18 protein-coding genes, 1 tRNA gene and 2 rRNA genes are annotated in these 22927 nt (G+C 39.6%); 7 read left to right on the top strand and 14 right to left on the bottom strand.

Going from position 1 to position 22927, the window contains the following annotated elements; translation table 11 throughout:
- Window positions 1–280: 280 nt before the first annotated feature.
- The 7 genes from yhbH to queG all read right to left on the bottom strand — a co-directional run bounded on the left by yhbH (window position 281) and on the right by queG (window position 8012).
- A complete protein-coding gene (gene yhbH / locus HWV59_RS04525) occupies window positions 281–1450 on the bottom strand; it encodes a sporulation protein YhbH (RefSeq protein WP_102228176.1) in 1170 nt (389 codons plus the stop codon).
- A gap of 277 nt (window positions 1451–1727) precedes the next feature.
- On the bottom strand, window positions 1728–1886 hold the full coding sequence (locus HWV59_RS04520; RefSeq protein ID WP_175638182.1) for a hypothetical protein: 159 nt from the start codon (window positions 1884–1886) through the stop codon (window positions 1728–1730).
- Window positions 1887–2186: 300 nt separating this feature from the next.
- Entirely contained in the window at window positions 2187–4082 is a 1896-nt protein-coding gene (locus HWV59_RS04515) for a PrkA family serine protein kinase (RefSeq protein WP_102228175.1), read from the bottom strand.
- Between the two features lie 180 nt (window positions 4083–4262).
- The gene (locus tag HWV59_RS04510; protein ID WP_175638181.1) at window positions 4263–4502 is read right to left on the bottom strand and encodes a hypothetical protein; all 240 of its coding nucleotides are present in this window, start codon (window positions 4500–4502) and stop codon (window positions 4263–4265) included.
- A 517-nt stretch (window positions 4503–5019) separates the two neighbouring features.
- Window positions 5020–5502 (bottom strand): tRNA (uridine(34)/cytosine(34)/5-carboxymethylaminomethyluridine(34)-2'-O)-methyltransferase TrmL, encoded by a 483-nt coding sequence (trmL, locus tag HWV59_RS04505; RefSeq protein WP_102228173.1) that lies wholly within the window; start codon window positions 5500–5502, stop codon window positions 5020–5022.
- A 68-nt stretch (window positions 5503–5570) separates the two neighbouring features.
- Window positions 5571–6467: an amidase domain-containing protein gene (locus HWV59_RS04500; protein ID WP_175638180.1), complete on the bottom strand. Its 897-nt coding sequence runs from the start codon at window positions 6465–6467 to the stop codon at window positions 5571–5573.
- Window positions 6468–6860: 393 nt separating this feature from the next.
- A complete protein-coding gene (gene queG / locus HWV59_RS04495; RefSeq protein WP_175638179.1) occupies window positions 6861–8012 on the bottom strand; it encodes a tRNA epoxyqueuosine(34) reductase QueG in 1152 nt (383 codons plus the stop codon).
- Between the two features lie 91 nt (window positions 8013–8103).
- Here queG and HWV59_RS04490 point away from each other — a divergent pair, with 91 nt between their 5' ends.
- On the top strand, window positions 8104–8766 hold the full coding sequence (locus tag HWV59_RS04490) for a B3/B4 domain-containing protein (protein WP_175639977.1): 663 nt from the start codon (window positions 8104–8106) through the stop codon (window positions 8764–8766).
- Window positions 8767–8876: 110 nt separating this feature from the next.
- Here the strand turns inward: HWV59_RS04490 and HWV59_RS04485 are convergent.
- A tRNA-Gly gene (locus HWV59_RS04485) sits at window positions 8877–8950 on the bottom strand.
- Window positions 8951–9263: 313 nt separating this feature from the next.
- On the opposite strand from HWV59_RS04485, the gene HWV59_RS04480 reads away from it, so the two are divergent.
- The gene (locus HWV59_RS04480; RefSeq protein ID WP_175638178.1) at window positions 9264–9575 is read left to right on the top strand and encodes a hypothetical protein; all 312 of its coding nucleotides are present in this window, start codon (window positions 9264–9266) and stop codon (window positions 9573–9575) included.
- 68 nt (window positions 9576–9643) lie between these two features.
- Here the strand turns inward: HWV59_RS04480 and HWV59_RS04475 are convergent, their stop codons facing one another.
- Window positions 9644–9913, bottom strand: coding sequence for a hypothetical protein (locus HWV59_RS04475; RefSeq protein WP_102228169.1), 270 nt, complete (start codon window positions 9911–9913; stop codon window positions 9644–9646).
- A 326-nt stretch (window positions 9914–10239) separates the two neighbouring features.
- On the opposite strand from HWV59_RS04475, the gene HWV59_RS04470 reads away from it, so the two are divergent.
- A complete protein-coding gene (locus tag HWV59_RS04470; protein ID WP_175638177.1) occupies window positions 10240–11841 on the top strand; it encodes an MDR family MFS transporter in 1602 nt (533 codons plus the stop codon).
- Between the two features lie 91 nt (window positions 11842–11932).
- Here the strand turns inward: HWV59_RS04470 and HWV59_RS04465 are convergent, their stop codons facing one another.
- Both HWV59_RS04465 and HWV59_RS04460 read right to left on the bottom strand, forming a co-directional pair.
- The gene (locus HWV59_RS04465) at window positions 11933–12607 is read right to left on the bottom strand and encodes a hypothetical protein (protein WP_102228167.1); all 675 of its coding nucleotides are present in this window, start codon (window positions 12605–12607) and stop codon (window positions 11933–11935) included.
- 310 nt (window positions 12608–12917) lie between these two features.
- On the bottom strand, window positions 12918–14042 hold the full coding sequence (locus tag HWV59_RS04460; RefSeq protein WP_102228166.1) for an ROK family transcriptional regulator: 1125 nt from the start codon (window positions 14040–14042) through the stop codon (window positions 12918–12920).
- A 223-nt stretch (window positions 14043–14265) separates the two neighbouring features.
- Here HWV59_RS04460 and HWV59_RS04455 point away from each other — a divergent pair, with 223 nt between their 5' ends.
- The 3 genes from HWV59_RS04455 to HWV59_RS04445 all read left to right on the top strand — a co-directional run bounded on the left by HWV59_RS04455 (window position 14266) and on the right by HWV59_RS04445 (window position 18062).
- Window positions 14266–15042, top strand: a complete 777-nt coding sequence (locus HWV59_RS04455; protein WP_175638176.1) for an SDR family oxidoreductase — start codon at window positions 14266–14268, stop codon at window positions 15040–15042.
- Window positions 15043–15086: 44 nt separating this feature from the next.
- Complete coding sequence (locus HWV59_RS04450; protein ID WP_175638175.1) at window positions 15087–16610, top strand: FGGY-family carbohydrate kinase; 1524 nt, start codon at window positions 15087–15089, stop codon at window positions 16608–16610.
- A gap of 105 nt (window positions 16611–16715) precedes the next feature.
- A complete protein-coding gene (locus tag HWV59_RS04445; RefSeq protein ID WP_175638174.1) occupies window positions 16716–18062 on the top strand; it encodes an MFS transporter in 1347 nt (448 codons plus the stop codon).
- Between the two features lie 239 nt (window positions 18063–18301).
- On the opposite strand, the gene HWV59_RS04440 is transcribed toward HWV59_RS04445, so the two are convergent.
- Window positions 18302–18664 carry a group I truncated hemoglobin gene (locus HWV59_RS04440; RefSeq protein ID WP_175638173.1) on the bottom strand — a complete coding sequence of 121 codons (363 nt, stop codon included), beginning with the start codon at window positions 18662–18664 and terminating at the stop codon, window positions 18302–18304.
- A gap of 167 nt (window positions 18665–18831) precedes the next feature.
- Between HWV59_RS04440 and HWV59_RS04435 the strand changes: the two genes are divergently transcribed.
- Window positions 18832–19110 (top strand): hypothetical protein, encoded by a 279-nt coding sequence (locus HWV59_RS04435; RefSeq protein WP_175638172.1) that lies wholly within the window; start codon window positions 18832–18834, stop codon window positions 19108–19110.
- A gap of 349 nt (window positions 19111–19459) precedes the next feature.
- Here HWV59_RS04435 and rrf read toward each other — a convergent pair.
- A 5S ribosomal RNA gene (gene rrf / locus HWV59_RS04430) occupies window positions 19460–19575 on the bottom strand.
- A gap of 219 nt (window positions 19576–19794) precedes the next feature.
- Window positions 19795–22723, bottom strand: a 23S ribosomal RNA gene (locus HWV59_RS04425).
- Between the last annotated feature and the right edge of the window lie 204 nt (window positions 22724–22927).

Raw genomic sequence — 22927 nt, 5'->3', positions numbered from 1 at the left:
GAATTAGTTCAGAAAAGCCATTTTACTTTACCGCTTAAAGAAGAGTAATTGTCCAATTAAATATCCCTTATTAATCAAATATCACAGAATATTGTTCCCTTTTAGGGTTAATTCAAGTGCTTTACCATAGGCTGAAGAACAAATGGTTCCTACTCTTTCTCCTTTTGAAAAAGTTCCGCTTCCGAAACGATTTTTTATCAATATTCCCCATCAATCCTGCTCATCGAATACAATGATTTTCCACAAAGAAGAAGCCCCAATATTATTTGAGGCTTACTTGTTAAGCATACAGTTTATTTTCATCTTTTCTAAAGAAACTTTTCATCGCTTGGAAAACATCTGCTTTTTGTTTGAGGATATAATAGCGGAAATTCTCATCATTAATATTTTTATATGCGGACATTAGGGTTGAGTGACGATTGTATTGGTTTACTTCACCATAGCCAAAGATATTTGAAACCTTCATGAGTTCTCCAACAAGTTTGACACAACGTGCGTTATCAGAAGTTAAATTATCACCATCTGAAAAATGGAAAGGATAAATATTATATCTTGATGGATTATATTTCTCTTCAATAATCTCAAGCGCTTTTCGGTAAGCTGAAGAACAAATGGTCCCGCCGCTTTCTCCTTTTGAAAAGAAATCCTCTTCCGAAACAACTTTCGCTTCCGTATGATGAGCAATAAATTCAATGTCAACCTTTTCATACTTTGTGCGCAGGAATCTTGTCATCCAGAAGAAAAAGCTTCGAGCCATATATTTTTCCCAAAGGCCCATCGATCCGCTTGTATCCATCATCGCAATAACAACGGCTTTAGACTCAGGCTTCACCACTTCATTCCAAGTTTTAAATTTTAAGTCCTCAGGATAAATTGGATGAAATTTAGATTTTCCAGCCATCGCATTACGTTTATAGGCGGAAAGCATTGTCCGTTTTTTATCAACATTGCCCATTAACCCGGTACGTCTAATATCATTAAATTCGATATTTTCAATGACAATATTGTCTCGCTCTTTTTGTTTTAAATTCGGAAGCTCCAGCTCTTTAAAAAGGGCAGCCTCCAATTCTAATATGGAAACCTCAGCTTCATAGTAATCATCTCCAGCCTGGTCTCCTGCACCCTGACCTTTACCAGGACCCTTCGCATCTGCTTGTGATCCATCTCTCGCTACAACATCACCGACCTGACTCTCTCCATCGCCTTGGCCAACATGCTTATTTTTATCATAGTTATATCGGATTTTGTATTCGTCCAATGAACGAATCGGGATTTTCACAACATCCTTCCCATTTGACATAATGATACTTTCTTCTGTGATGAGATCTGGAAGGTTGTTACGAATCGCTTCTTGTACTTTTTCTTGATGGCGTGTTTGATCATCATGGCCTTTGCGATGGAGGGTCCAATCTTCTTGTGAAACAACAAAGTTTTGTTCTTGACTAGACATATTAACAGTTCCCCCTCCAATAATTTTTTGAGATTTTCTACTAGTTGCTTGTTGTTTTTTTGTTTTAAAAGTGTCACATTTTTCAAACCATCAGCATACATTAACGTGGATGAATAAAAAAGGAAGTACTAGCTCCACCGATTTCTGTGGATTACTCTATCCTATGCGAAAGATTTAATTTATTGACAAATAATTTAGAAAATAAAACGGTAATCTTAAAAAATAAGACAAGTCCCCAGGTCTATGTTGGACAAGGTAAAAAAGAGAGCCTCATTTATTAGTTTGAGCTCTCTTTTTTGGTGGAATCATATTGAATCGGATCAGGAATTTCCCCATTTTCTTTTACTTGTTGATTCGTTTTCATTACTTCCATCATCTTTGATTGTACTTTTAGATCTTTTAGGTTCCGTACCGTTGTGTTTACAACTTTTTTCATGAACGATCACCTCTAGTGTGTAAATACCCGCTTGTCTTAAAGGTGAAACGTGTACTCAAATGTAGATATCGACCATCACGTTGGTTTTTTCAATCATTGAGAGGAATTTATCAACCATGAATGGACTTTTATCCTCCAGTGAGCTATATTTCAACCACACCGCTTACTTTATCAACCACTATAGATCATATTTCAACCATTCTCATCCATACTTCAGCCATTGGACATTTCCAACCTCACCCTTTGAAAAAAGAAAAGCTGACAATAGAATGCCAGCCGCAGGGGAGGTTTTGGACATTTTTATCTATTTAATAAGCTTCCTACATAGCGTAGTAAATCATTTGCAGACGTTGAATTGTAACCATGCTCATCAATGAGGCGTGCGACAACTTCATTGATTTTCTTAAGCTGTTGCTCGTCTGGCGTTTTTGATGATGTTGTAATTTTCACCACATCTTTTAGATCTGCAAATAGTTTCTTTTGAATCGCTTCACGTAAGCGCTCATGTGAGTTGTAGTCAAATCTTTTTCCTTTTCTAGCATAAGCTGAAATTCGGATTAAAATTTCTTCACGGAATGCTTTTTTCGCATTTTCAGAAATACCGATTTGCTCCTCGATGGATCTCATTAATTTTTCATCCGGATTCATTTCTTCACCAGTTAATGGATCACGAAGTTTATTTTTATTACAGTACGCTTCTACATTATCTAAATAATTGTCCATAAGCGTTTTAGCAGATTCTTCATATGAATAAACAAACGCTTTTTGAACTTCTTTTTTCGCCATTTCATCATAAAGCTGACGAGCTACGGAAATGAAGTTTAAATATCTTTCACGATCTTCATTTGAAATAGACGCATGCTGATCAAGACCTTCTTTTAATGCTCGTAATACATCAAGGGCATTAATAGATGGAACTTCTTTACGAATGATCGTAGATGAAATACGGTTAATGACATAACGCGGGTCGATACCGGACATACCCTCATCATTGTATTCCTTTCTAAGCTCATTCACATCAACAGAATTAAAGCCTTCTACACTTTCACCATCATACAATCTCATTTTCTTCACAAGATCGATATCTCCACGCTTTGGTTCTTTTAAGCGAGTTAGGATTGTGAACATGGCAGCCACTTTTAATGTATGTGGAGCAATATGAACATCTGATACATCACTTTCAGAGATCATTTTTTCATAAATGCGCTCTTCTTCTGTGACCTTCAAATTGTATGGAACAGGCATAACGATAATCCGCGAATGAAGGGCTTCATTCTTTTTATTCGATATAAACGAGCGATACTCCGTTTCATTCGTATGAGCCACGATAAGCTCATCAGCTGAAATTAACGCAAATCGACCTGCTTTGAAATTACCTTCCTGTGTAAGAGATAGTAAATGCCATAAAAACTTCTCATCACATTTTAACATCTCCTGGAATTCCATCATCCCGCGGTTCGCTTTATTTAGCTCCCCATCAAAACGGTAGGCACGAGGATCTGACTCTGAACCATATTCTGCAATTGTTGAGAAGTCAATGCTTCCTGTTAGATCGGCAATATCCTGTGATTTTGGATCTGATGGGCTGAAGGTACCGATCCCAGTTCGCTTATCTTCTGAAAGGAACACACGCTCCACTCGAACATCTTCAATACGGCCGCCATATTCTTGCTCTAATCTCATCACATTTAATGGTGATAAGTTTCCTTCAATTCGAATTCCATACTCTTCATGAAAATCCTCACGTAAATGATGCGGAATTAAATGAAGTGGATCTTCATGCATCGGACAGCCTTTAATCGCATACACTGCACCGCGATCTGTTAAAGAATAAGTTTCTAACCCTCTTTTTAACATCGTCACCAATGTTGACTTACCACCACTTACCGGACCCATTAAGAGCAAAATCCGCTTTCTAACATCTAATCGTTTAGCGGCAGGATGGAAATATTCCTCCACTAATCTTTCTAGAGCATCTTCTAATCCATATAACTGATGATCAAAAAACTTATACTTACGTTTCCCATCAACCTCTTCAATTCCAGCATCTTTTATCATATTGTAAACCCTGGAATGTGCTGATTGGGCAACCCATGGTTTTTCTTTTACAATATCTAAATACTCCACGAAGGTTCCTTCCCACTTTAAGCGCTGTTCATCTTCCCTGTACTTTTCAATTTTTTTTAAGATATCCATAAGGACCTCCTTCATCATTGGTCGTACTTGTGACTAACTCGTGCAGTTTAATACACTTTATGCGAGGATGTCCTTTAACATTCTTCATTGGACGGAAAAAGGTTGAATCTTTTTCAGTAACTGAACGAATTTATATTGTTGATCATCTCTTGGGAAGGACATTTTATTGGTCTTGGTTCTTTATTTGTCTTTCATCCGACTGATGAAAGACATTTCGTTTGGTGTGGTTCCTTCTTTTTGTCTTTCATCCACCTCATGAAGGACATTTCCTTGATCTCGTTCACCTTTTTGTCTTTCATCTACCTTATGAAAGACATTTCCTTTGATTTCGTTCCTCTTTTGTCTTTCATCCACCTTATGAAGGACATTTCGCTTGGTCTCGTTCTTCTTTTTGTCTTTCATCCACCTTATGAAGGACATTTCCTTTGATCTCGTTCTTTTTTTGTCTTTCATCCACCTTATGAAGGACATTTCCTTTGATCTCGTTCCTTTTTTTGTCTTTCATCCACCTGATGAAAGACATTTCCTTTGATCTCGTTCGCCTTTTTGTCTTTCATCCACATGACGAAGGACATTTCGTTTGGTCTGGTTCCTACTTTCGTCTTTCTTCCCCATCATGAAGGACATTACAAAGATTTTATAAATTCCTTAATGAAAAAATTGGATACGCATTCACATCAACTTCTGATTAGGTTATAATAATAGGAGCTATAGAGGGAAACTATACATAATAGGTATCCTTAACTTTGAATAATTCAAGGGGGTAAACCGATGGGTTTCATTCTTATTCTAGGTGTTAGCTTAGCATTCCTTACAGCCATCTTTACAGCTGGTTACGAGTCTAAGCCGGGCGTAAAAAAATAATGAACAAAAATAGGGAGATTCACTTGTCTGATCTTTTAAAAGATCAGACAAATGAATCTCCCTTGTTTTTTTCTTACGTAAGACCAGGATAGTTTTGTTGTCTTAATGCTTCATAAATTAAGATGGCTGCCGTATTTGACAAATTTAAGGAACGAACTTTGTCTGTCATTGGAAGACGCAGGCATTTGTCCATGTTTGCTTGGATTAAATCCTTTGGCAAGCCTGTTGTTTCTCTTCCGAATACAAAGAAATAATCTTTTTCTACATCACTGTAATCAAACGTTGTATGTGGCTGTTGGCCGAATTTTGTTAAGAAGAAAAATTCGCCTGATGCGTATTTTTCAAATAATTCATCAAGTGAATCATGGTACACAACATTCACATATTCCCAATAATCCAAACCAGCTCTTTTTAACATTTTATCATCTGTTGAAAAGCCGAGTGGACGGATTAGATGTAATGTTGTATTTGTTGCAGCACAAGAACGTGCAATATTCCCAGTATTTGCTGGAATCTCTGGTTGATATAGTACGACATGTAAAGCCAATTTCTTCACCTCATCTATTTCTGTAAAAAACGGGGGTTCTCCCCTTTTAATTTATTCCACTAGACATTATACCATTGTTACTTCGAACTCGTATCATCGAGAATCCGAAAAAATATATATTTGATATTTGGTGTGTAGGCGGTTGAGTCTTCGTAAGCCCAATAGCGCATTCTGCTATTATAAGTTTGTGCATTTACTAATGGCATATTCTCTCCATCCTTCGCAACAACAAATGTTGTATGGTCATAGCGTCCATCACCTTGAAAGTCATAGCAAATAACATCTCCAGGCATTAGCTGTTCTGGAGATGAAACGGTTTCTGCTCTTAAACCTGTTGTGGAATTAGACAAGAACGTTTTCATGGAATGGGCAACAGTCCAGCTGTAGCTCCAGTTATTGGATTGCATCCACCATCCATTTGAGCGATTCGGATAGCCTCTCATCTTAGCCCCGCCAGCATGTAAGCATTGAGAAATAAAGTTCGTACAGTTTACATCAAAGTTTTTATATTGGGAATTTGAACTATTCCACCATCGCTCGGCATATTGTACAGCCGCCATTCGGTCGTACATAAAATCTGATTCATTCTTTCTCAGTTCATCAGATAAAGGAGTATTCGAAATGTCCCTATCTCCTTCAGATGTTACCAACTGATCATCTACAAGCTCATCTTGATAGAAGCTTGCTTTTCGATATTCGATTCGTTCTTCCAAGTAAAAGTAATCCTTCTGCTTATGTAACCATTTATTGTGACAAGCGTATATAGCTTCTTTTAATTGGTCGGTTCTATTATCAAGATTTATAATTTGAATCTTTGAGTTTCCTTTGATTATTTCTGTTTTTCTTTTTTGAGCAGATTGCAGTTTTCTCTCTATGGCTTGGAGTTCTTGATCGTTTCTTTCATTTTTAATATGTTTGGCGTTTATGAGCATTTGTAGTTTTGCTTCATTTATTTCAGTGAGTTGTTGTTTCATTTTCGTCACCACCATATTCTGTATTTATTACAGGATATGAAGGGACGGTTTGAAAATAGTCGTGTTTCTTTTAGAAAGAGTGTTTTCGCATACTTTGGTTTTAAAAAACAGTGTTATAGATAAGAATTAGTTCGTTCCATTGCGCTCCAGACACTCCATGCGCCGGGGAGGAAGCTGAGCCTCCCTCGGCTTCGCCTGTGGGGTCTCAGCCTTTCCTCTACTTCCCGCAGGAGTCGAGTGTCTTCCGCTCCATTCCACTATAAAGTAAAAATAATATTCAAAAGCAATAAACACTACCAAAAATTGAACCCTTTTAAAACAAACAAGTCAATACAGTAAAATATCAAAAAATAAAAAAGGCAGAACATCTACAACATCAGTAGAATTCCACCTTTATATTTCCGCTTTTTCAGCTAAAAAAGACAAGCCTTTTTCAATTTCATGTTTTACCTCGTCATCCTGTTCTTTTTCAAGCGCCTTTCTTAGTTCAGGTTCCATTCTGATCTCACCAATTTTTCCAATCGCCCATGCTGCGGTTCCTCTTAAAACAGGTCTTGAATCCTTGTGCATGACTTGGACTAAGTCATCAAGAGCTGTTGTATCTTTATAATGAGCAAGTGCCAGGATAGCATTTCGCTGCAGAGGTTTCTTTCCTCGCCAAGATCCGGAGATATGACCGAACTTTTCCTTGAATTCGCGGTTACTAATTGTTAATAACGGCTTTAGCTTTGGTTTCGCAATTTCAGGATCGGGCTCCATTTCTTCATGAAAATGAAAATCCTTCCCCTTATTTACTGGGCAGATCGTTTGACACGTATCACAGCCATAAATTCGGTTACCGATTTTTGTTCGGTATTGTTCTGGGAGAAATCCTTTTGTTTGAGTGAGAAAAGCAATACACTTTGAAGAATCAAGCTGCCCACCTTGGACAAGTGCTCCTGTTGGACAAATATCCAAACATTTTGTACAGCTACCACATTGATCTTCTATCGGTTGATCTGGTGGAAATGGGATATTCGTGATCATTTCTCCTAAATAGATATAAGAACCAAATTCAGGTGTAATAATTGAACAGTTTTTTCCGCTCCAGCCAATTCCTGCTCTTTCCGCCACAGCGCGATCAGAAAGTTCGCCTGTATCAACCATGGATTTCATCTGGGCATCAGGTAGCTTTTCTTTTAAAAAAGCTTCTAATTTAGCCAGACGATCACGTAACACATCATGATAATCCTGTCCCCATGAAGCACGGCAAAAAATTCCCCGTCGGTCTTCCTTGGTACTTCTGGGCGCATTTTTCATTTTGGAAGGATAGGCCAAGGCAATGGAAATAATTGAGCTTGCCTTTGATAGAAGTTTAATTGGATTTACACGTTTTTCAATGTCAGGTTCTTCAAATCCTGATTGATAGCCGAGCTCCTGTTGTGTCACTAAACGCTGTTTTAGCTCTTCAAACATATCTGCCGTTGTAAACCCGATTTTATCAATTCCGATCTGCTTACTGTATTCGATGACTTCTTTTTTCAGTTGATCTATTGCTTTGTTCATTGCCTTCCCCCCTTTTTATAAGACTTATTTACAGAAACATCCACACACACTATGGTAAAATAACTAGACTATGTTGTGGAGGTATAAAATGATGGAAATTACAGTTCAAGACGAATTAAAGCAACTCATTCCTGATTTTAAAGTAGGTATTGTGCACTATCAAAATATCCAGGTAGGAAACTCCCCACAAATGTTAAAGGGGAGATTACAGTTATTTCAAGAATCTCTTTTCTTTGATTATGAAGATAAAAAAGTCACCGAGATTCCTGCGATTACAGAATGGAGAGAAGTTTTCAAAACAATCGGTACAGATCCCAATCGATATCGTCCATCCAACGAGGCATTATATCGCCGCGTTCAAAAACAGCATTTTCTCCATCCTGTTAATTCTGCGGTAGATTTAAATAATTTTTTATCACTACAGTATTGCATTCCATTAGGAATTTATGATTTAGACAAGCTTTCAGGTGAAGTAAAAATAAAAATCGGATCTGAAGAAGATTCCTATATAGCTATTAACGAACGGGAAATTCAGTTAACGAAAAAACTAGTATCAGCTGATAGCGAAAGTGCTTTTGGTAGTCCTTATGTTGATTCAAAAAGATCTGCAGTTTCTAACTCTACGAAAAACGCACTCCACATCGTTTACTTACAACCATCCATGCAGCACAGTGAAGCTGATCAACTACTACAAGCATTGTCGAATATGTTTACACAAATACATGGCGGCACAGCTTCTTATCAAATCGTATAAAACAAAGAAGGAACTCTTAAACATGTTGGGTTCCTTTTTCAGGGTAAAATTAAAAAACGCAATGCATCGTTTATCTAAGAAACGAGACACTGCGTTGTAACCAATATGTATGGAGCGGGTGAAGGGAATCGAACCCTCATCATCAGCTTGGAAGGCTGAGGTTTTACCACTAAACTACACCCGCAAAACATGTTATTAATTATACCAGATACTTTTTCAAAATTCAACATATTTTTTAAAAATCTTTGTCGAATTAAGTCGACATGAGTCGTAAAAAGTTACTTTATTAGTATATAACCCCAACCGGGATTTTTCAAGTGGTTTTTTATAATTTATTACCTTTTCCATTCGTTTTATTCATTTTTTCTTTCTACAAATTCAGACACCTTTAATCATCCAACTAAGACTGTTGCCCATTCTTCCTCAACATATTCCCCATTTTCCCGATCTTTACATATAGTACAGAGTAAATCAAAACATTTGGGAAGGATGGTAGCATGAGATATAGAACTGATCGCTTTGGATTTGGTGGAGGCTTTGGAAGCCCTGGTTATAATTATCCGGGAGCAGGGTACGGCTATCCTGGTGCAGAGTATGGTTACCCAGGTGCTGGTTTCGGTGGTGGCGGCTATCCTGGCACAGGTTACGGCTATGGTCCAGGTTTTGGACCAGGCTTTGGTGGTCCCGGTTATGGTTATGGATTTAATCCACTTACAACTGGTCTATTAGGCTTTGGGGCAGGTCTTCTTGGCGGAGCTGTTCTTAATAATAATGATGGTCCATTTCGTGGTTACTATTACTACGGATAATTCATAAAGAATAAACTATTGGAGACGCTTGATTTTACTTCTAAAGCAAGCGTTTCTCCTTCGTTTCGTTAAAAGAATTGAAACATCCCTAAAATAGCTGCCCCTATACTAATTCCCGTCCCGATAATCCATTTAATTAACTGTAGATGGCTTTGAGAGATTCTACTATCAATTTCTTCTTGTGATGCAATCTTTTTTTCCATGAGTATCTTGTCCACTACGACTCTTACATCATTTTCATCCAGATGATTTGAGTGAAACTTTTCAAAATGTGCAAGCTGTTGTTCCAATTCAATGATTCTCTGTTCGAGTTCACGCAGCTTATCCGTTTCCTCCATATTCACCATCCTTCTTTACCTTTTATATTTATATATATTCTAATAGTAGAAAAAAGAGTAAGCTCGTGTAGCTATTCTCAAAAATTTTATTCATTTCATAAAAATAATAGTTGACTTCATGAACAATCTTTTCTAGTATCGGTATTCAAGGGTTATGAAAATTGGTTCTTTTACTAAAATTGCGTAAGTATTATGATGCATACATACTTATTTGGAAAAACTGAATCTATGAGCATCTCTACATGATTTAGGAAGAACTATAACCGTTACATCTAAGTCATTATACTTCATTTTTTTATCATTTAAGGGGAAATAGGAGGAATGTTATGGAACATTTGGAAAACAGACAAAAGGTTCTGATTATGATTGCCATCATGTCTGCGATGTTTTTTGCTGCCGTGAATATGACAATTGTTGGAACAGCTTTGCCAAAAATCGTCTCGCAAATCGGAGGTATGGAGTACTTTGACTGGGTTTTCACAGTCTATATGTTAACTTCAACGATAACTGCGATGTTAGTTGGTAAGCTATCGGATATTTATGGAAGGAAAATCTTCATTTTAATTGGGATTGGCATTTTTATGATCGGCGCATTTTTATGCGGTACTTCTGAAGATATTATTCAACTTATTATGTATCGTGGTCTTCAAGGATTCGGCGGCGGTATGATCATGTCTTCTGCGTTTACAACCGTCGGCGACCTATTCAGCCCTCGTGAACGTGGAAAATGGCAGGGATTACTAGGTGCAGTGTTTGGATTATCAAGTTTATTCGGACCAACTCTTGGTGGTTATATTGTTGATAATTTCGACTGGCATTGGATTTTTTGGGTGTTCCTGCCAATTGGTATTTTTGCTTTTGCTTTAATCTTAAAACTATATCCTTCACAAAAAGCGAAAGAAAAAGAACCAATCGATTTTCTCGGCTCCATTACGTTAACCATTACAATTGTTTCATTATTGCTGGGCTTTACATGGGCCGGAGATAAATTTGAATGGGCATCTTTTCAAATTATAGGCTTATTTTCTATCACAATTATCTCCTTACTTGCCTTTATCTTTATTGAATTAAAAGTAAAAAGTCCTGTCCTGCCACTTTATCTTTTTAAAAACAGTATTTTCACCGTCTCGAATGTAGCAGGAATGCTTATGGGTATGGGAATGTTTGGAACAATTATGTATGTTCCCTTTTATGTTCAAGGTGTACAAGGAGAATCAGCAACAGTTTCCGGTCTAGTTGAGATGGTCATGACAATATCAATGGTTAGCTCTAGTATTCTTGTTGGAAACTTAATTACAAAAACAGGAAAATATAAAATTTTTGCTTTACTCGGTCTCATCATCATGGCAGTTGGCTTAATTTTGAATTCCACATTAGAGGTGGAATCTTCATTAACAAGATTGATTCTCCAGCTAATCGTAGTTGGAATAGGTCTTGGTGTAAACATGCCTGTCTTTAACATCACTGTTCAAAATGCGGTAAGTCACAAGTACCTTGGTGTCGCAACATCTGCTATGCAAACATTTAGACAAATCGGCGGAACAGTTGGTGTTGCACTACTTGGTTCAGTAATGGGAAATAAGATGGCAAATGAGCTATCTTCTACCTCACAAGTAGAAAATGCTCCAACTCCACCGCCGGAAATGGCTGAAACGATGGCACAGCTGCAAAATCCGCAGGTATTAATGGATTCTGAGAAACTACAAAGCATCCAGTCACAATTACCAGCTGAGGCTGTACCATACTTCGAACAGTTTATTCAAGTCTTAAAAGAAGCGTTAAACACATCACTAACAACTGTATTTACTGTTAGTGCGGGAATCATTGGTCTAGCCTTTATTGTGACGCTATTCTTAAAGGAAATTCCGCTGAGAACTACAAATAATGATGAGGAAGAAAATCATCAAGTAGAGGTCGAAGGACAATAACTAGTAAAAAAGGATGTGCTTGATGCATGTCCTTTTTTGCAAATCGATTAAAAAGGGTCTGACAAAAGTCAGACCCTTTTCTCATATATAGTTATTCCTCACTTATCTCTGCTTCAACTTCTGCATTTGCAGCTTCAGCTTTTTCAAGTTCCACCTGAAGTTCAGCCTCAGTTTTCACTTCTTCCTCTTCCTCTGTCTCATTGAACACCTGGTTCCAATCCTCTTTAGGATCAAACATTCCCTCTTCCAGTGTGTAATCATTTAAAATGACATGAAGTTCAAGAAGTGTCTTGTAAACTCGATAAATATTTTTCTGACTTTCTACGGGACTTGAAGCTTGGTTAATCTGTATTAAAACTTCTAATAAATCTTGGCTTATAGAATCATTGGCTTGTTCAGGTAAAAGCTCATCAATTTCTATTGCCTTCTGATGCAGCTCTTCCTTTACACTATTTGTCACCCAACTATCTGAATAATTATCTTGAGGTCCATTTTTTCTTGCATTTTTAAAGTAGGCACCGTTGACGATTGCTTGGAAATAATCGAATTGATCGGCTACTAGTTTCTTGGCATCTTCTTGGTTCAATGCCTCCCCAACTGGTTCAGTTGCTTCGGTCTCCCCGTCTACCTCAGCCATCGTCTCCACTTCCGCAGCAGTTGAATCTCGAGCAGCTAATTCACCATTATCTTTAGAAGGATTTAGTAAATACAAACTAACACCAATTATTATGATAGCAATAGATCCTAGTATGATTTTATTTCTCAATTTTTGACATCCTTTCTAATGACCCTTTGTATATCGTAATACATTTGGAAGAAAAATCAACTGTTTTGCAGAAAAGTTGCGTTAGTTGTAAGATTTAATTAGAAAAGCGCAAGCGCCTTGGTCAGCCTAGGGCAAATAAGCCGCTCAGGAATAGAAGACGTTCTTTGTCTTCAATTCCTGAGTGGCTTATGACCTCGAGGCAATCAATAACGCGACGTCCTGTGCTTCGGGGCTAGGCGCTGGAGCTAGACACCAATTTTATATTTTCTGAACGTACAAAAAAAGACCTCAACTAATGTTGAAGTCTCAATTATATCGCACTCAAAAACCCCTTAATAAACGGAATTGCTGCACCTATTGGAACTCCATTTTCCGGTGAACGGCTAATATGGATGAACGGGTCTTTACTTGGAAAAGCTGTTTTTTCATTGATTATTTCATGCAAAAGATCTATATCACTCTGTTGTAAATAAGGTGAAATATGCCCACCTAGAATAAATTCTCTGTTAATGACAAGATGAATATTATTGATAGAGTAGGCAAGATGGTCTAAAAAGGCGTTCCACCTTTCCACAAAGGAAGGTGAACCTGAACGAAGTTGTTGAAAGAAACCATCTAAAGATTCATCTTCTTCTAAAAGTGCGTTAACTGAGCAGTAAGTCTCCATACATCCTTTTTTCCCGCAATAACACTCCGGACCATTGGGATCTATCGTCATATGTTCAACTGTACCGCTATGGCCCTCTTTCCCCATCTCAATTTGCCCATTCATAATAATTGCTCCACCGAGATGCATTCCGATTGATAAATAGACTGCGTCTCCAATATCATTTCTCATCCACAGCTCTGCTGTTGCAGCTCCCTTAGCATCATGTACAAACATGCATGGATAATCAAGATATTGCGAAATAACCTCAATATTTACACCGGTAGAGTTTAAGATTTTTCCATACGTAATACTTTGTCCATCTATTGAAGTAAGGGCTTGAACAGCAAAACCAATACCGAGTACCTGTTCTTTCTCTACATTAAGATCAGCAATAAAGGATTGGACAGCATAGCTTAATGCATTGTAATAGCTCTCTTCATTCGAGTACGTAAGCGGCAGTTCTGTTTTCTGACATGTACCGCCTAGTAAATCTATCGCTAATATTCTTACTTTCTTCTTTTGAATTTCCACACCAATGCTGACCCGGGCCTGAGGACATATCGCATAGGCAGTTGCTCGTCTTCCGACTGAAGATTCAAACTGTCCATTTTTTTCAATTAACTTTTCCTTTTCTAACCTAACAAGATTTTGGGTGACTGTTGGTAAACTCAAATGAAGTTGATTCGCAATTTCTTGTTTTGAAAGCTTTCCATTTTGATAGATAAGATGATAGATCGATGAATAATTGCTTCTTTTCACATCTTTAAGTGTGATGCTCTGATCCATAAGAATACCCCATTATATAAAACATTTTTATAAAAACACTTCACTTTTAATGCTTAAAATATATCACAAAAACTCCTCCAAAAACAACTTTGGCAAGAAACTTCTTGCCATTTGTTTATTTTGTTCCTGTTGACTATGACAGGAAAAGGATATATTATATAAATTAATTTTATAAAGTGTTTTTACAAAATATATTTATGTAAGTTTGAGAGGAGTAATAATAATGGGTATTATCGAAAAAATGCGATTAGATGGAAAGAAAATTTTTGTTACGGGTGGTGCAAGAGGTATTGGTAAAAGTGTTGCAACAGCTTTTGCTGAAGCAGGAGCAGATTTAGCGATCGTTGACTTAGATATAGATGAAGCAAAGAAGACAGCTGAAGAGCTGGAAAAAAACAATAAAATTAAAGCGATTGCAATTCAAGCAGATGTAACAAAACAGGAAGACGTTGACAATATGATTGAAGTCATCCTTGATACGTTCGGTCGTTTAGATGTTGCCTTCTGTAACGCAGGAATTTGTATGAACATTCCAGCAGAAGAGATGACATTGGATCAGTGGAAAAAAGTCATTGATATTAACTTAACTGGTGTATTTTTAACAGCACAAGCAGCAGGAAAAGTCATGTTAAAGCAAGGTGGCGGTTCAATTATTAATACGGCTTCTATGTCCGGCCATATTGTGAATGTGCCACAGCCGCAATGCTCTTACAATGCTTCTAAAGCAGGTGTTATCCAGCTAACAAAATCACTGGCGGTTGAATGGGCAACTAGAGGGGTACGGGGGAATTGCATTAGCCCCGGCTATATCGGAACTGAGCTTACATTGAATTCTCCTAGCCTACAACCATTAATCCAACAGTGGAATGAAATGGCACCGCTTAAACGTATGGGTAAACCTGAAGAACTTCAATCAATCTGTGTGTATCTTGCCGGTGACACAAGCAGCTTTACAACAGGTTCTGACTTTGTGATAGATGGAGCTTTTACTGCTATTTAATAGACTAATAGAATGTGATTTTTTTGTTATAAAGGAGACTAACTATGAACTACCTACTCGGAACAGATATCGGAACATCTGGTACCAAAACGATCTTAATGGACACAGATGGCAACCTCATTGCGCAGGACTTACAAGAATATGATGTCTTGACTCCAAAGCCTTTATGGGCTGAGCAATGGCCTGATGTATGGCTTCAAGCGGCCAAAGCTTCAATTAAACATACAGTTCAAAAGTCAGGAATTCCAGCCGAAAAAATTCACGGAATTGCAATTAGCGGTCTTTATGGAGGTTCCGGGATTCCACTTGATGAACAAATGGAGCCTGTTCGTCCATGTATGATCTGGATGGATCGCCGGGCAGAGGCAGAAACAAAGTGGGTCTTAGATACGATCGGAGAAGAAAAACTGCTGGAAATCACCCATAATGGCGCTGATCCTTACTATGGATATACAAAAATATTATGGATGAAAAACAACGAACCGGAAAACTGGAAGAAAACCAAGCTCTTTCTCCCACCAAATGATTATGTCATTTATAAGCTAACTGGTGAAGTTGCTATTGATTATTCCTCTGCAGGAAATATCGGCGGCATTTTCGATATGAACAATAGAACATGGTCAAAAGAAATGATGGATAAAATGGGAATTCCTCTATCTATGATGCCGGAGAAGATCGTAGAATCAACGGATATTGTTGGCGGATTAACGAAAGAAGCTGCAGCAGAGCTCGGTTTATCTGAAGGAATGCCGGTTATCGCAAGCGGAATTGACTGTGGTGCCGCAAATATCGGTCTCGGTGTCTTTGAATCCGGTATTTACGCAGCAGCGATCGGAACCTCCATGTGTGCAGCATTAATTTCTGACAAACCTGTAAAAGGAAAAGATTTGATCGTTTGGCCTTACCTTTATGATGCAAAAAACTTATCTTACTATTTTGCAGGCGGAGCAACAGCAGGAGCAATTGTGAAATGGTTCCGTCAAACCATGTGTCAATTTGAAATTGAGCAGGAAAAAGCCGGTGGAAAAAATGCCTATGATGTGCTAAATGAACAAGCAGCGAACATTCCGGCTGGCAGCGAGGGATTAATTGTCCTTCCATACTTTATGGGAGAAAGAAGCCCTATTTGGGATTCAGATGCAAAAGGAACCATTGTCGGACTTTCCCTAGCTCATTCAAAGGCTCATATTTATCGGGCATTTTTAGAAGCTGTTGCATTTTCACTCCGTGATGCCATGGAAGCAACCGGTGAAGAACTAGGCGAATATATCCTGCTTGCAGGTGGTGTCACCAAGTCAACACTATGGAGACAAATCTTCGCAGATGTGACCGGTTACCCCGTTGTTTGTCCTGTCCATGATGTTGAAGCAAATATGGGAGATGTCATGCTGGCCGGAATTGGTACAGGACTTCTAAACTATGAAGACGTGAAGCAATGGCAGGTTTTAGATGAAAAAATTATGCCTAATGAGGAGAATCACAAAAAATATAATGACTATTATAAAGTTTACAAATCAGTTTATAACAATTTAAAGCAAGATATGAAAACGTTGACAGCTCTCTCTTAAATGAATAGAGCTAAACCTTGTAGTTGATTGCAGCGAAAACAGAACCTCTTGCTGCAATCAACAGCTAAGTATAAAAGAAATTACCAATAAAGGGATGTGATTTCCATGAAAAATTGGACAAAAAGAATCGGATATGGTGTTGGGGATTTAGGCTGTAACCTGGTTTTCAGCACAATGGCTTCTTATTTAATGTTTTTTTATACAGATGTCTTCGGTATCACTGCTGCAGCTGCAGGCACACTCATGCTAGTAACAAAAATTATTGATGCCTTAACAGATACAGGCATGGGAATCTTGGTTGACCGAACAAACACGAGATGGGGACAAGGTAGACCTTACTTTTTAATCGGAGCTCTTCCATTTGCAATCTTTACGGTGATGACATTTATTGTTCCTGATTTCAGTGCGAATGGAAAACTCATTTGGGCTTATGTTACGTATACTTTGCTATGTACAGCATATACAGTTGTCAATATTCCTTTAAATACAATTGTTCCAAGATTAACTTCAGATCTTCATGAACGCAACTGGTTAGTATCAACCAGAATGATTTGCGCATTAATTGGAACCGCTTTAGTAATGTCGATTACTATGCCGTTAGTAGAGTTCTTCGGACAGGGTGATACACAAAAAGGATTTCTAATTACAATGACACTCTACGGTATATTAGCGATGATATTGTTTGTGTATACCTTTATGAGCACAAAAGAAGTTATTCCGCCATCAATTCAACCTGGCAAAACATCTATTAAAGACGATTTAAAAGGATTGACAGGTCAAACGTTTATTTTCTTAATCTTAAATTTCCTTTACTTTGCTCTTTTTGTTATTAGAAATACGACTGTCATTTATTATTTCACATATAATCTGGGACGTACTGATTGGCTGACATTCGTAGGACTATTCGGAATTTTATCCGGATTGCCGATGCTGTTTTTATTACCATGGCTTCAAAAGATCATGCCAAAGAAAAACGTTCTGCTATTAAGTACTGCCATCTATATTATTGGAGACCTAATGATTTATTTCGGAAAATCATCTGCTGTACTGCTCGTTGCAGGTCTAGCCGTTACCGGTCTTGGCATTTATGGAATCTTTGGTACGACATTCGCGATCCAGCCGGATGTTATTGATTATTCTGAGTACAAGAAAAACAGAAGTATATCCGGTATGATTGCAGCTTTCCAAGGCTTCTTCGTAAAAGGAAGCATGGGACTTGCAAGCGCATTTATTGGTTTCCTTTTAAGTATGGGTGGATATGTTCCAAATGCTGCCCAAACACCAACTGCCCTTCAATTTATTGAAATCAGCTTTATTTGGACACCATTGGTGATTTGTGCGCTTATCATCATATCTACATTGTTCTATAAGCTTGACGGTCAGCGAAAAGAAATGAGTGAAGAACTCGAACGACGCCGTGGATTGTCAGAACAGAATGTGGTTAATCTTTAAGGCTTATTCTAAATGCAAATGGTAAAAACCTTAGTCTGTTTATCAACCATAAAATCTTATAATTTCGGATAGTAAAACAAATGACGGGTCACTGATTTAGTAACAGTGACCCGTCATTTTGCCTAGTCAGAACTCTGATCCACCCTATATAAAAATAATTCATTAACAGTTTTAGGTAATAATTTATTAGGTCATTTGTAAGATAGCCTCATTACGATAAATCTCTAAGTAACTACTGTTTATTTGTAAATTATGTTATCCCTTAAGGATCCTACTTTTTCTAATGCAACCTTGATATCTAATTCCTCCACACCGAAATGAGAAAGAGCATCGTGTAGGTGTTTGACTATACTATCAAAATGATCTGGTTGAATATTTAATCCTTGATGTGCTTTTTCCATAGAATTACCTGAGTATTGATTAGGACCACCTAAAGCAAAACTTATAAATTTTGTCTGATGTTTATGTTGCTTTTTCATGTCAATATTCTTGAAAAAATGGTTAACTGTGTCATCTTTCAATACCAATTCTGAGTAAAAGTAATCCACTACCTTAGCGATAGCCTCTACTCCTCCGACCTTTTCGTAAATGGTTTGAGTCATATTCTCTTATTCTCCATTCTCATTGAGATTTTCCGACATTAAAATTATTTGTAAATGCTCCCAATTTTATCATTTTCATTTATAAAAAAAGAAATATATATCTCTACTTTCCTTTTTCCGCTTCTTATTAGGCAATGTATTAATCTCACAAGGGGATCCCCACAACTATGGCACTGAAGAGCTTAACTTCAGTGTTCAGATTTCGGCTTGCGATAAGCGGCGAATCTCCGCGTCAACTTGTTCGTTCAGATCCTCATGTGCCAACTGCGCGCTCATTAGTAGGGTGTTATGTTAATTTATCTTCGATTATGAAGATTTATCAACGATTATTTCATTTTATCTTCGATTTTCAGCAACTTATCTTCGATTATTTTAATTTATCTACTATTCTACAAAATTCATCAAAAATCTACATATCAGGTAAACTTCATATCATACAAAAATGACCAGTATCTCTACTGATCTTTTCCCTCTTCTTACTTGGCAACGTCCTACTCTCACAGGGGGAAACCCCCAACTACCATCGGCGCTGAGAGCTTAACTTCCGTGTTCGGATTTCGGCTTGCGATAAGCGGCGAATCTCCGCGTCAGCTTGTTCGTTCAGATCCTCATGTGCCAACTGCGCACATTCCGGTCTTCTCTTTCGGCGCTTCCTTGATCTTCTTGCTTCTCCCAAGCCTCAGGCTAGTAGATGTATTTTGTCTCTACCTCTTTACGGGAAAACCTTCGGTTTTTTATAACTATTTAATTAAAACAAAAAAGACCAGTATCTCTACTGATCTTTTTCCTCTTCTTACTTGGCGACGTCCTACTCTCACAGGGGGAAACCCCCAACTACCATCGGCGCTGAAGAGCTTAACTTCCGTGTTCGGCATGGGAACGGGTGTGACCTCTTCGCCATCATCACCAAATAATATAGTTTACGGCTTCCGATGAACTTCACATTTCTGCGTCATCTCACTCGTCAACATCCTCACGTACTGAAGTACGCTCCGGTGTCTCCTCATTCGATTCCTTGAACTGTTCGTTCCTCGAAACCCTATTACTATTAACTTAGTATTAAAGAATACATATTCCTTCAAAACTAGATAACGATTCACAATTCAATTCACTAAGCCTACGCTTTTTATTTGGTTAAGTCCTCGATCGATTAGTATCAGTCAGCTCCACACGTCACCGCGCTTCCACCTCTGACCTATCAACCTGATCATCTTTCAGGGATCTTACTCACTAATGTGATGGGAAATCTCATCTTGAGGGGGGCTTCATGCTTAGATGCTTTCAGCACTTATCCCTTCCGCACATAGCTACCCAGCTATGCCTTTGGCAAGACAACTGGTACACCAGCGGTGCGTCCATCCCGGTCCTCTCGTACTAAGGACAGCTCCTCTCAAATTTCCTACGCCCACGACGGATAGGGACCGAACTGTCTCACGACGTTCTGAACCCAGCTCGCGTACCGCTTTAATGGGCGAACAGCCCAACCCTTGGGACCGACTACAGCCCCAGGATGCGATGAGCCGACATCGAGGTGCCAAACCTCCCCGTCGATGTGGACTCTTGGGGGAGATAAGCCTGTTATCCCCGGGGTAGCTTTTATCCGTTGAGCGATGGCCCTTCCATGCGGAACCACCGGATCACTAAGCCCGACTTTCGTCCCTGCTCGACTTGTAGGTCTCGCAGTCAAGCTCCCTTGTGCCTTTACACTCTACGAATGATTTCCAACCATTCTGAGGGAACCTTTGGGCGCCTCCGTTACATTTTAGGAGGCGACCGCCCCAGTCAAACTGCCCACCTGACACTGTCTCCCAGCCCGATCAGGGCTGTGGGTTAGAATTTCAATACAGCCAGGGTAGTATCCCACCGACGCCTCCACCGAAGCTAGCGCTCCGGCTTCTCAGGCTCCTACCTATCCTGTACAAGCTGTACCAAAATTCAATATCAGGCTACAGTAAAGCTCCACGGGGTCTTTCCGTCCTGTCGCGGGTAACCTGCATCTTCACAGGTACTATAATTTCACCGAGTCTCTCGTTGAGACAGTGCCCAGATCGTTACGCCTTTCGTGCGGGTCGGAACTTACCCGACAAGGAATTTCGCTACCTTAGGACCGTTATAGTTACGGCCGCCGTTTACTGGGGCTTCGGTTCAAAGCTTCGCTTGCGCTAACCTCTCCCCTTAACCTTCCAGCACCGGGCAGGCGTCAGCCCCTATACTTCGCCTTGCGGCTTCGCAGAGACCTGTGTTTTTGCTAAACAGTCGCCTGGGCCTATTCACTGCGGCTTTTCCGGGCTATTCACCCTAAAAAGCACCCCTTCTCCCGAAGTTACGGGGTCATTTTGCCGAGTTCCTTAACGAGAGTTCTCTCGCTCACCTTAGGATTCTCTCCTCGCCTACCTGTGTCGGTTTGCGGTACGGGCACCTCTCACCTCGCTAGAGGCTTTTCTTGGCAGTGTGGAATCAGGAACTTCGGTACTATAGTTCCCTCGCCATCACAGCTCAGCTTATGTGACAACGGGATTTGCCTCGTTGTCAGCCTAACTGCTTGGACGCGCTAATCCAACAGCGCGCTTACCCTATCCTTCTGCGTCCCCCCATTGCTCAAACGGTGAGGAGGTGGTACAGGAATTTCAACCTGTTGGCCATCGCCTACGCCTTTCGGCCTCGGCTTAGGTCCCGACTAACCCTGAGCGGACGAGCCTTCCTCAGGAAACCTTAGGCATTCGGTGGAGGGGATTCTCACCCCTCTTTCGCTACTCATACCGGCATTCTCACTTCTAAGCGCTCCACGAGTCCTTCCGGTCTCGCTTCACAGCCCTTAGAACGCTCTCCTACCATTGTTCGTAAGAACAATCCACAGCTTCGGTGATACGTTTAGCCCCGGTACATTTTCGGCGCAGAGTCACTCGACCAGTGAGCTATTACGCACTCTTTAAATGGTGGCTGCTTCTAAGCCAACATCCTGGTTGTCTAAGCAACTCCACATCCTTTTCCACTTAACGTATACTTTGGGACCTTAGCTGGTGGTCTGGGCTGTTTCCCTCTTGACTACGGATCTTATCACTCGCAGTCTGACTCCTGAACATAAGTCTTTGGCATTCGGAGTTTGACTGAATTCGGTAACCCGATGGGGGCCCCTAGTCCAATCAGTGCTCTACCTCCAAGACTCTCATTTCAAGGCTAGCCCTAAAGCTATTTCGGAGAGAACCAGCTATCTCCAAGTTCGATTGGAATTTCTCCGCTACCCACACCTCATCCCCGCACTTTTCAACGTGCGTGGGTTCGGGCCTCCATTCAGTGTTACCTGAACTTCACCCTGGACATGGGTAGATCACCTGGTTTCGGGTCTACGACCACGTACTCTTTCGCCCTATTCAGACTCGCTTTCGCTGCGGCTCCGTCTTATCAACTTAACCTTGCACGGGATCGTAACTCGCCGGTTCATTCTACAAAAGGCACGCCATTACCCATTAACGGGCTTTGACTACTTGTAGGCACACGGTTTCAGGATCTCTTTCACTCCCCTTCCGGGGTGCTTTTCACCTTTCCCTCACGGTACTGGTTCACTATCGGTCACTAGGGAGTATTTAGCCTTGGGAGATGGTCCTCCCTGCTTCCGACGGGATTTCACGTGTCCCGCCGTACTCAGGATCCACTCTGGAGGGAACGAAGTTTCAACTACAGGGTTGTTACCTTCTTTGACGGGCCTTTCCAGACCTCTTCATTTACTCCGTTCCTTTGTAACTCCGTATAGAGTGTCCTACAACCCCAAGAGGCAAGCCTCTTGGTTTGGGCTAATTCCGTTTCGCTCGCCGCTACTCAGGAAATCGCGTTTGCTTTCTCTTCCTCCGGGTACTTAGATGTTTCAGTTCCCCGGGTCTGCCTTTATTACCCTATGTATTCAGGTAAAAATACTACTCCATTACGAGCAGTGGGTTCCCCCATTCGGAAATCTCCGGATCAAAGCTTACTTACAGCTCCCCGAAGCATATCGGTGTTAGTACCGTCCTTCATCGGCTCCTAGTGCCAAGGCATCCACCGTGCGCCCTTACTAACTTAACCTTCGACATCGAAGATGTCATTTACTTCATTAATAAGAGAATCACTAAACTAAGCGTTTAAACTCAGTGAATTACTTGAATTGTTATCGTTATCTAGTTTTCAAGGAACATAAAGCACAGGATATTCATATCCTATGTGTTTTATTACATATATTGAAAGATCTAATGATCTCTCAAAACTAAACAAAATACCAAGCGTACCTCA

It is taken from the genome of Metabacillus schmidteae, from assembly GCF_903166545.1.
In the GTDB taxonomy this organism is placed as follows: domain Bacteria; phylum Bacillota; class Bacilli; order Bacillales; family Bacillaceae; genus Metabacillus; species Metabacillus schmidteae.
Note: the sequence above shows the minus strand (reverse complement) of the source record. Positions and strands in the feature narration are given on the sequence as shown.

What these genes read in the sequence shown, in the direction of transcription:
- yhbH (WP_102228176.1), bottom strand. Translation starts at nt 1,450, where the DNA reads ATGTCTAGTCAAGAACAAAACTTTGTTGTTTCACAAGAAGATTGGACC.
- HWV59_RS04520 (WP_175638182.1), bottom strand. Translation starts at nt 1,886, where the DNA reads ATGAAAAAAGTTGTAAACACAACGGTACGGAACCTAAAAGATCTAAAA.
- HWV59_RS04515 (WP_102228175.1), bottom strand. Translation starts at nt 4,082, where the DNA reads ATGGATATCTTAAAAAAAATTGAAAAGTACAGGGAAGATGAACAGCGC.
- HWV59_RS04510 (WP_175638181.1), bottom strand. Translation starts at nt 4,502, where the DNA reads ATGTCCTTCATAAGGTGGATGAAAGACAAAAAGAAGAACGAGACCAAG.
- HWV59_RS04500 (WP_175638180.1), bottom strand. Translation starts at nt 6,467, where the DNA reads ATGAAACAACAACTCACTGAAATAAATGAAGCAAAACTACAAATGCTC.
- queG (WP_175638179.1), bottom strand. Translation starts at nt 8,012, where the DNA reads ATGAACAAAGCAATAGATCAACTGAAAAAAGAAGTCATCGAATACAGT.
- HWV59_RS04490 (WP_175639977.1), top strand. Translation starts at nt 8,104, where the DNA reads ATGGAAATTACAGTTCAAGACGAATTAAAGCAACTCATTCCTGATTTT.
- HWV59_RS04480 (WP_175638178.1), top strand. Translation starts at nt 9,264, where the DNA reads ATGAGATATAGAACTGATCGCTTTGGATTTGGTGGAGGCTTTGGAAGC.
- HWV59_RS04475 (WP_102228169.1), bottom strand. Translation starts at nt 9,913, where the DNA reads ATGGAGGAAACGGATAAGCTGCGTGAACTCGAACAGAGAATCATTGAA.
- HWV59_RS04470 (WP_175638177.1), top strand. Translation starts at nt 10,240, where the DNA reads ATGGAACATTTGGAAAACAGACAAAAGGTTCTGATTATGATTGCCATC.
- HWV59_RS04460 (WP_102228166.1), bottom strand. Translation starts at nt 14,042, where the DNA reads ATGGATCAGAGCATCACACTTAAAGATGTGAAAAGAAGCAATTATTCA.
- HWV59_RS04455 (WP_175638176.1), top strand. Translation starts at nt 14,266, where the DNA reads ATGGGTATTATCGAAAAAATGCGATTAGATGGAAAGAAAATTTTTGTT.
- HWV59_RS04450 (WP_175638175.1), top strand. Translation starts at nt 15,087, where the DNA reads ATGAACTACCTACTCGGAACAGATATCGGAACATCTGGTACCAAAACG.
- HWV59_RS04445 (WP_175638174.1), top strand. Translation starts at nt 16,716, where the DNA reads ATGAAAAATTGGACAAAAAGAATCGGATATGGTGTTGGGGATTTAGGC.
- HWV59_RS04440 (WP_175638173.1), bottom strand. Translation starts at nt 18,664, where the DNA reads ATGACTCAAACCATTTACGAAAAGGTCGGAGGAGTAGAGGCTATCGCT.
- HWV59_RS04435 (WP_175638172.1), top strand. Translation starts at nt 18,832, where the DNA reads ATGGCACTGAAGAGCTTAACTTCAGTGTTCAGATTTCGGCTTGCGATA.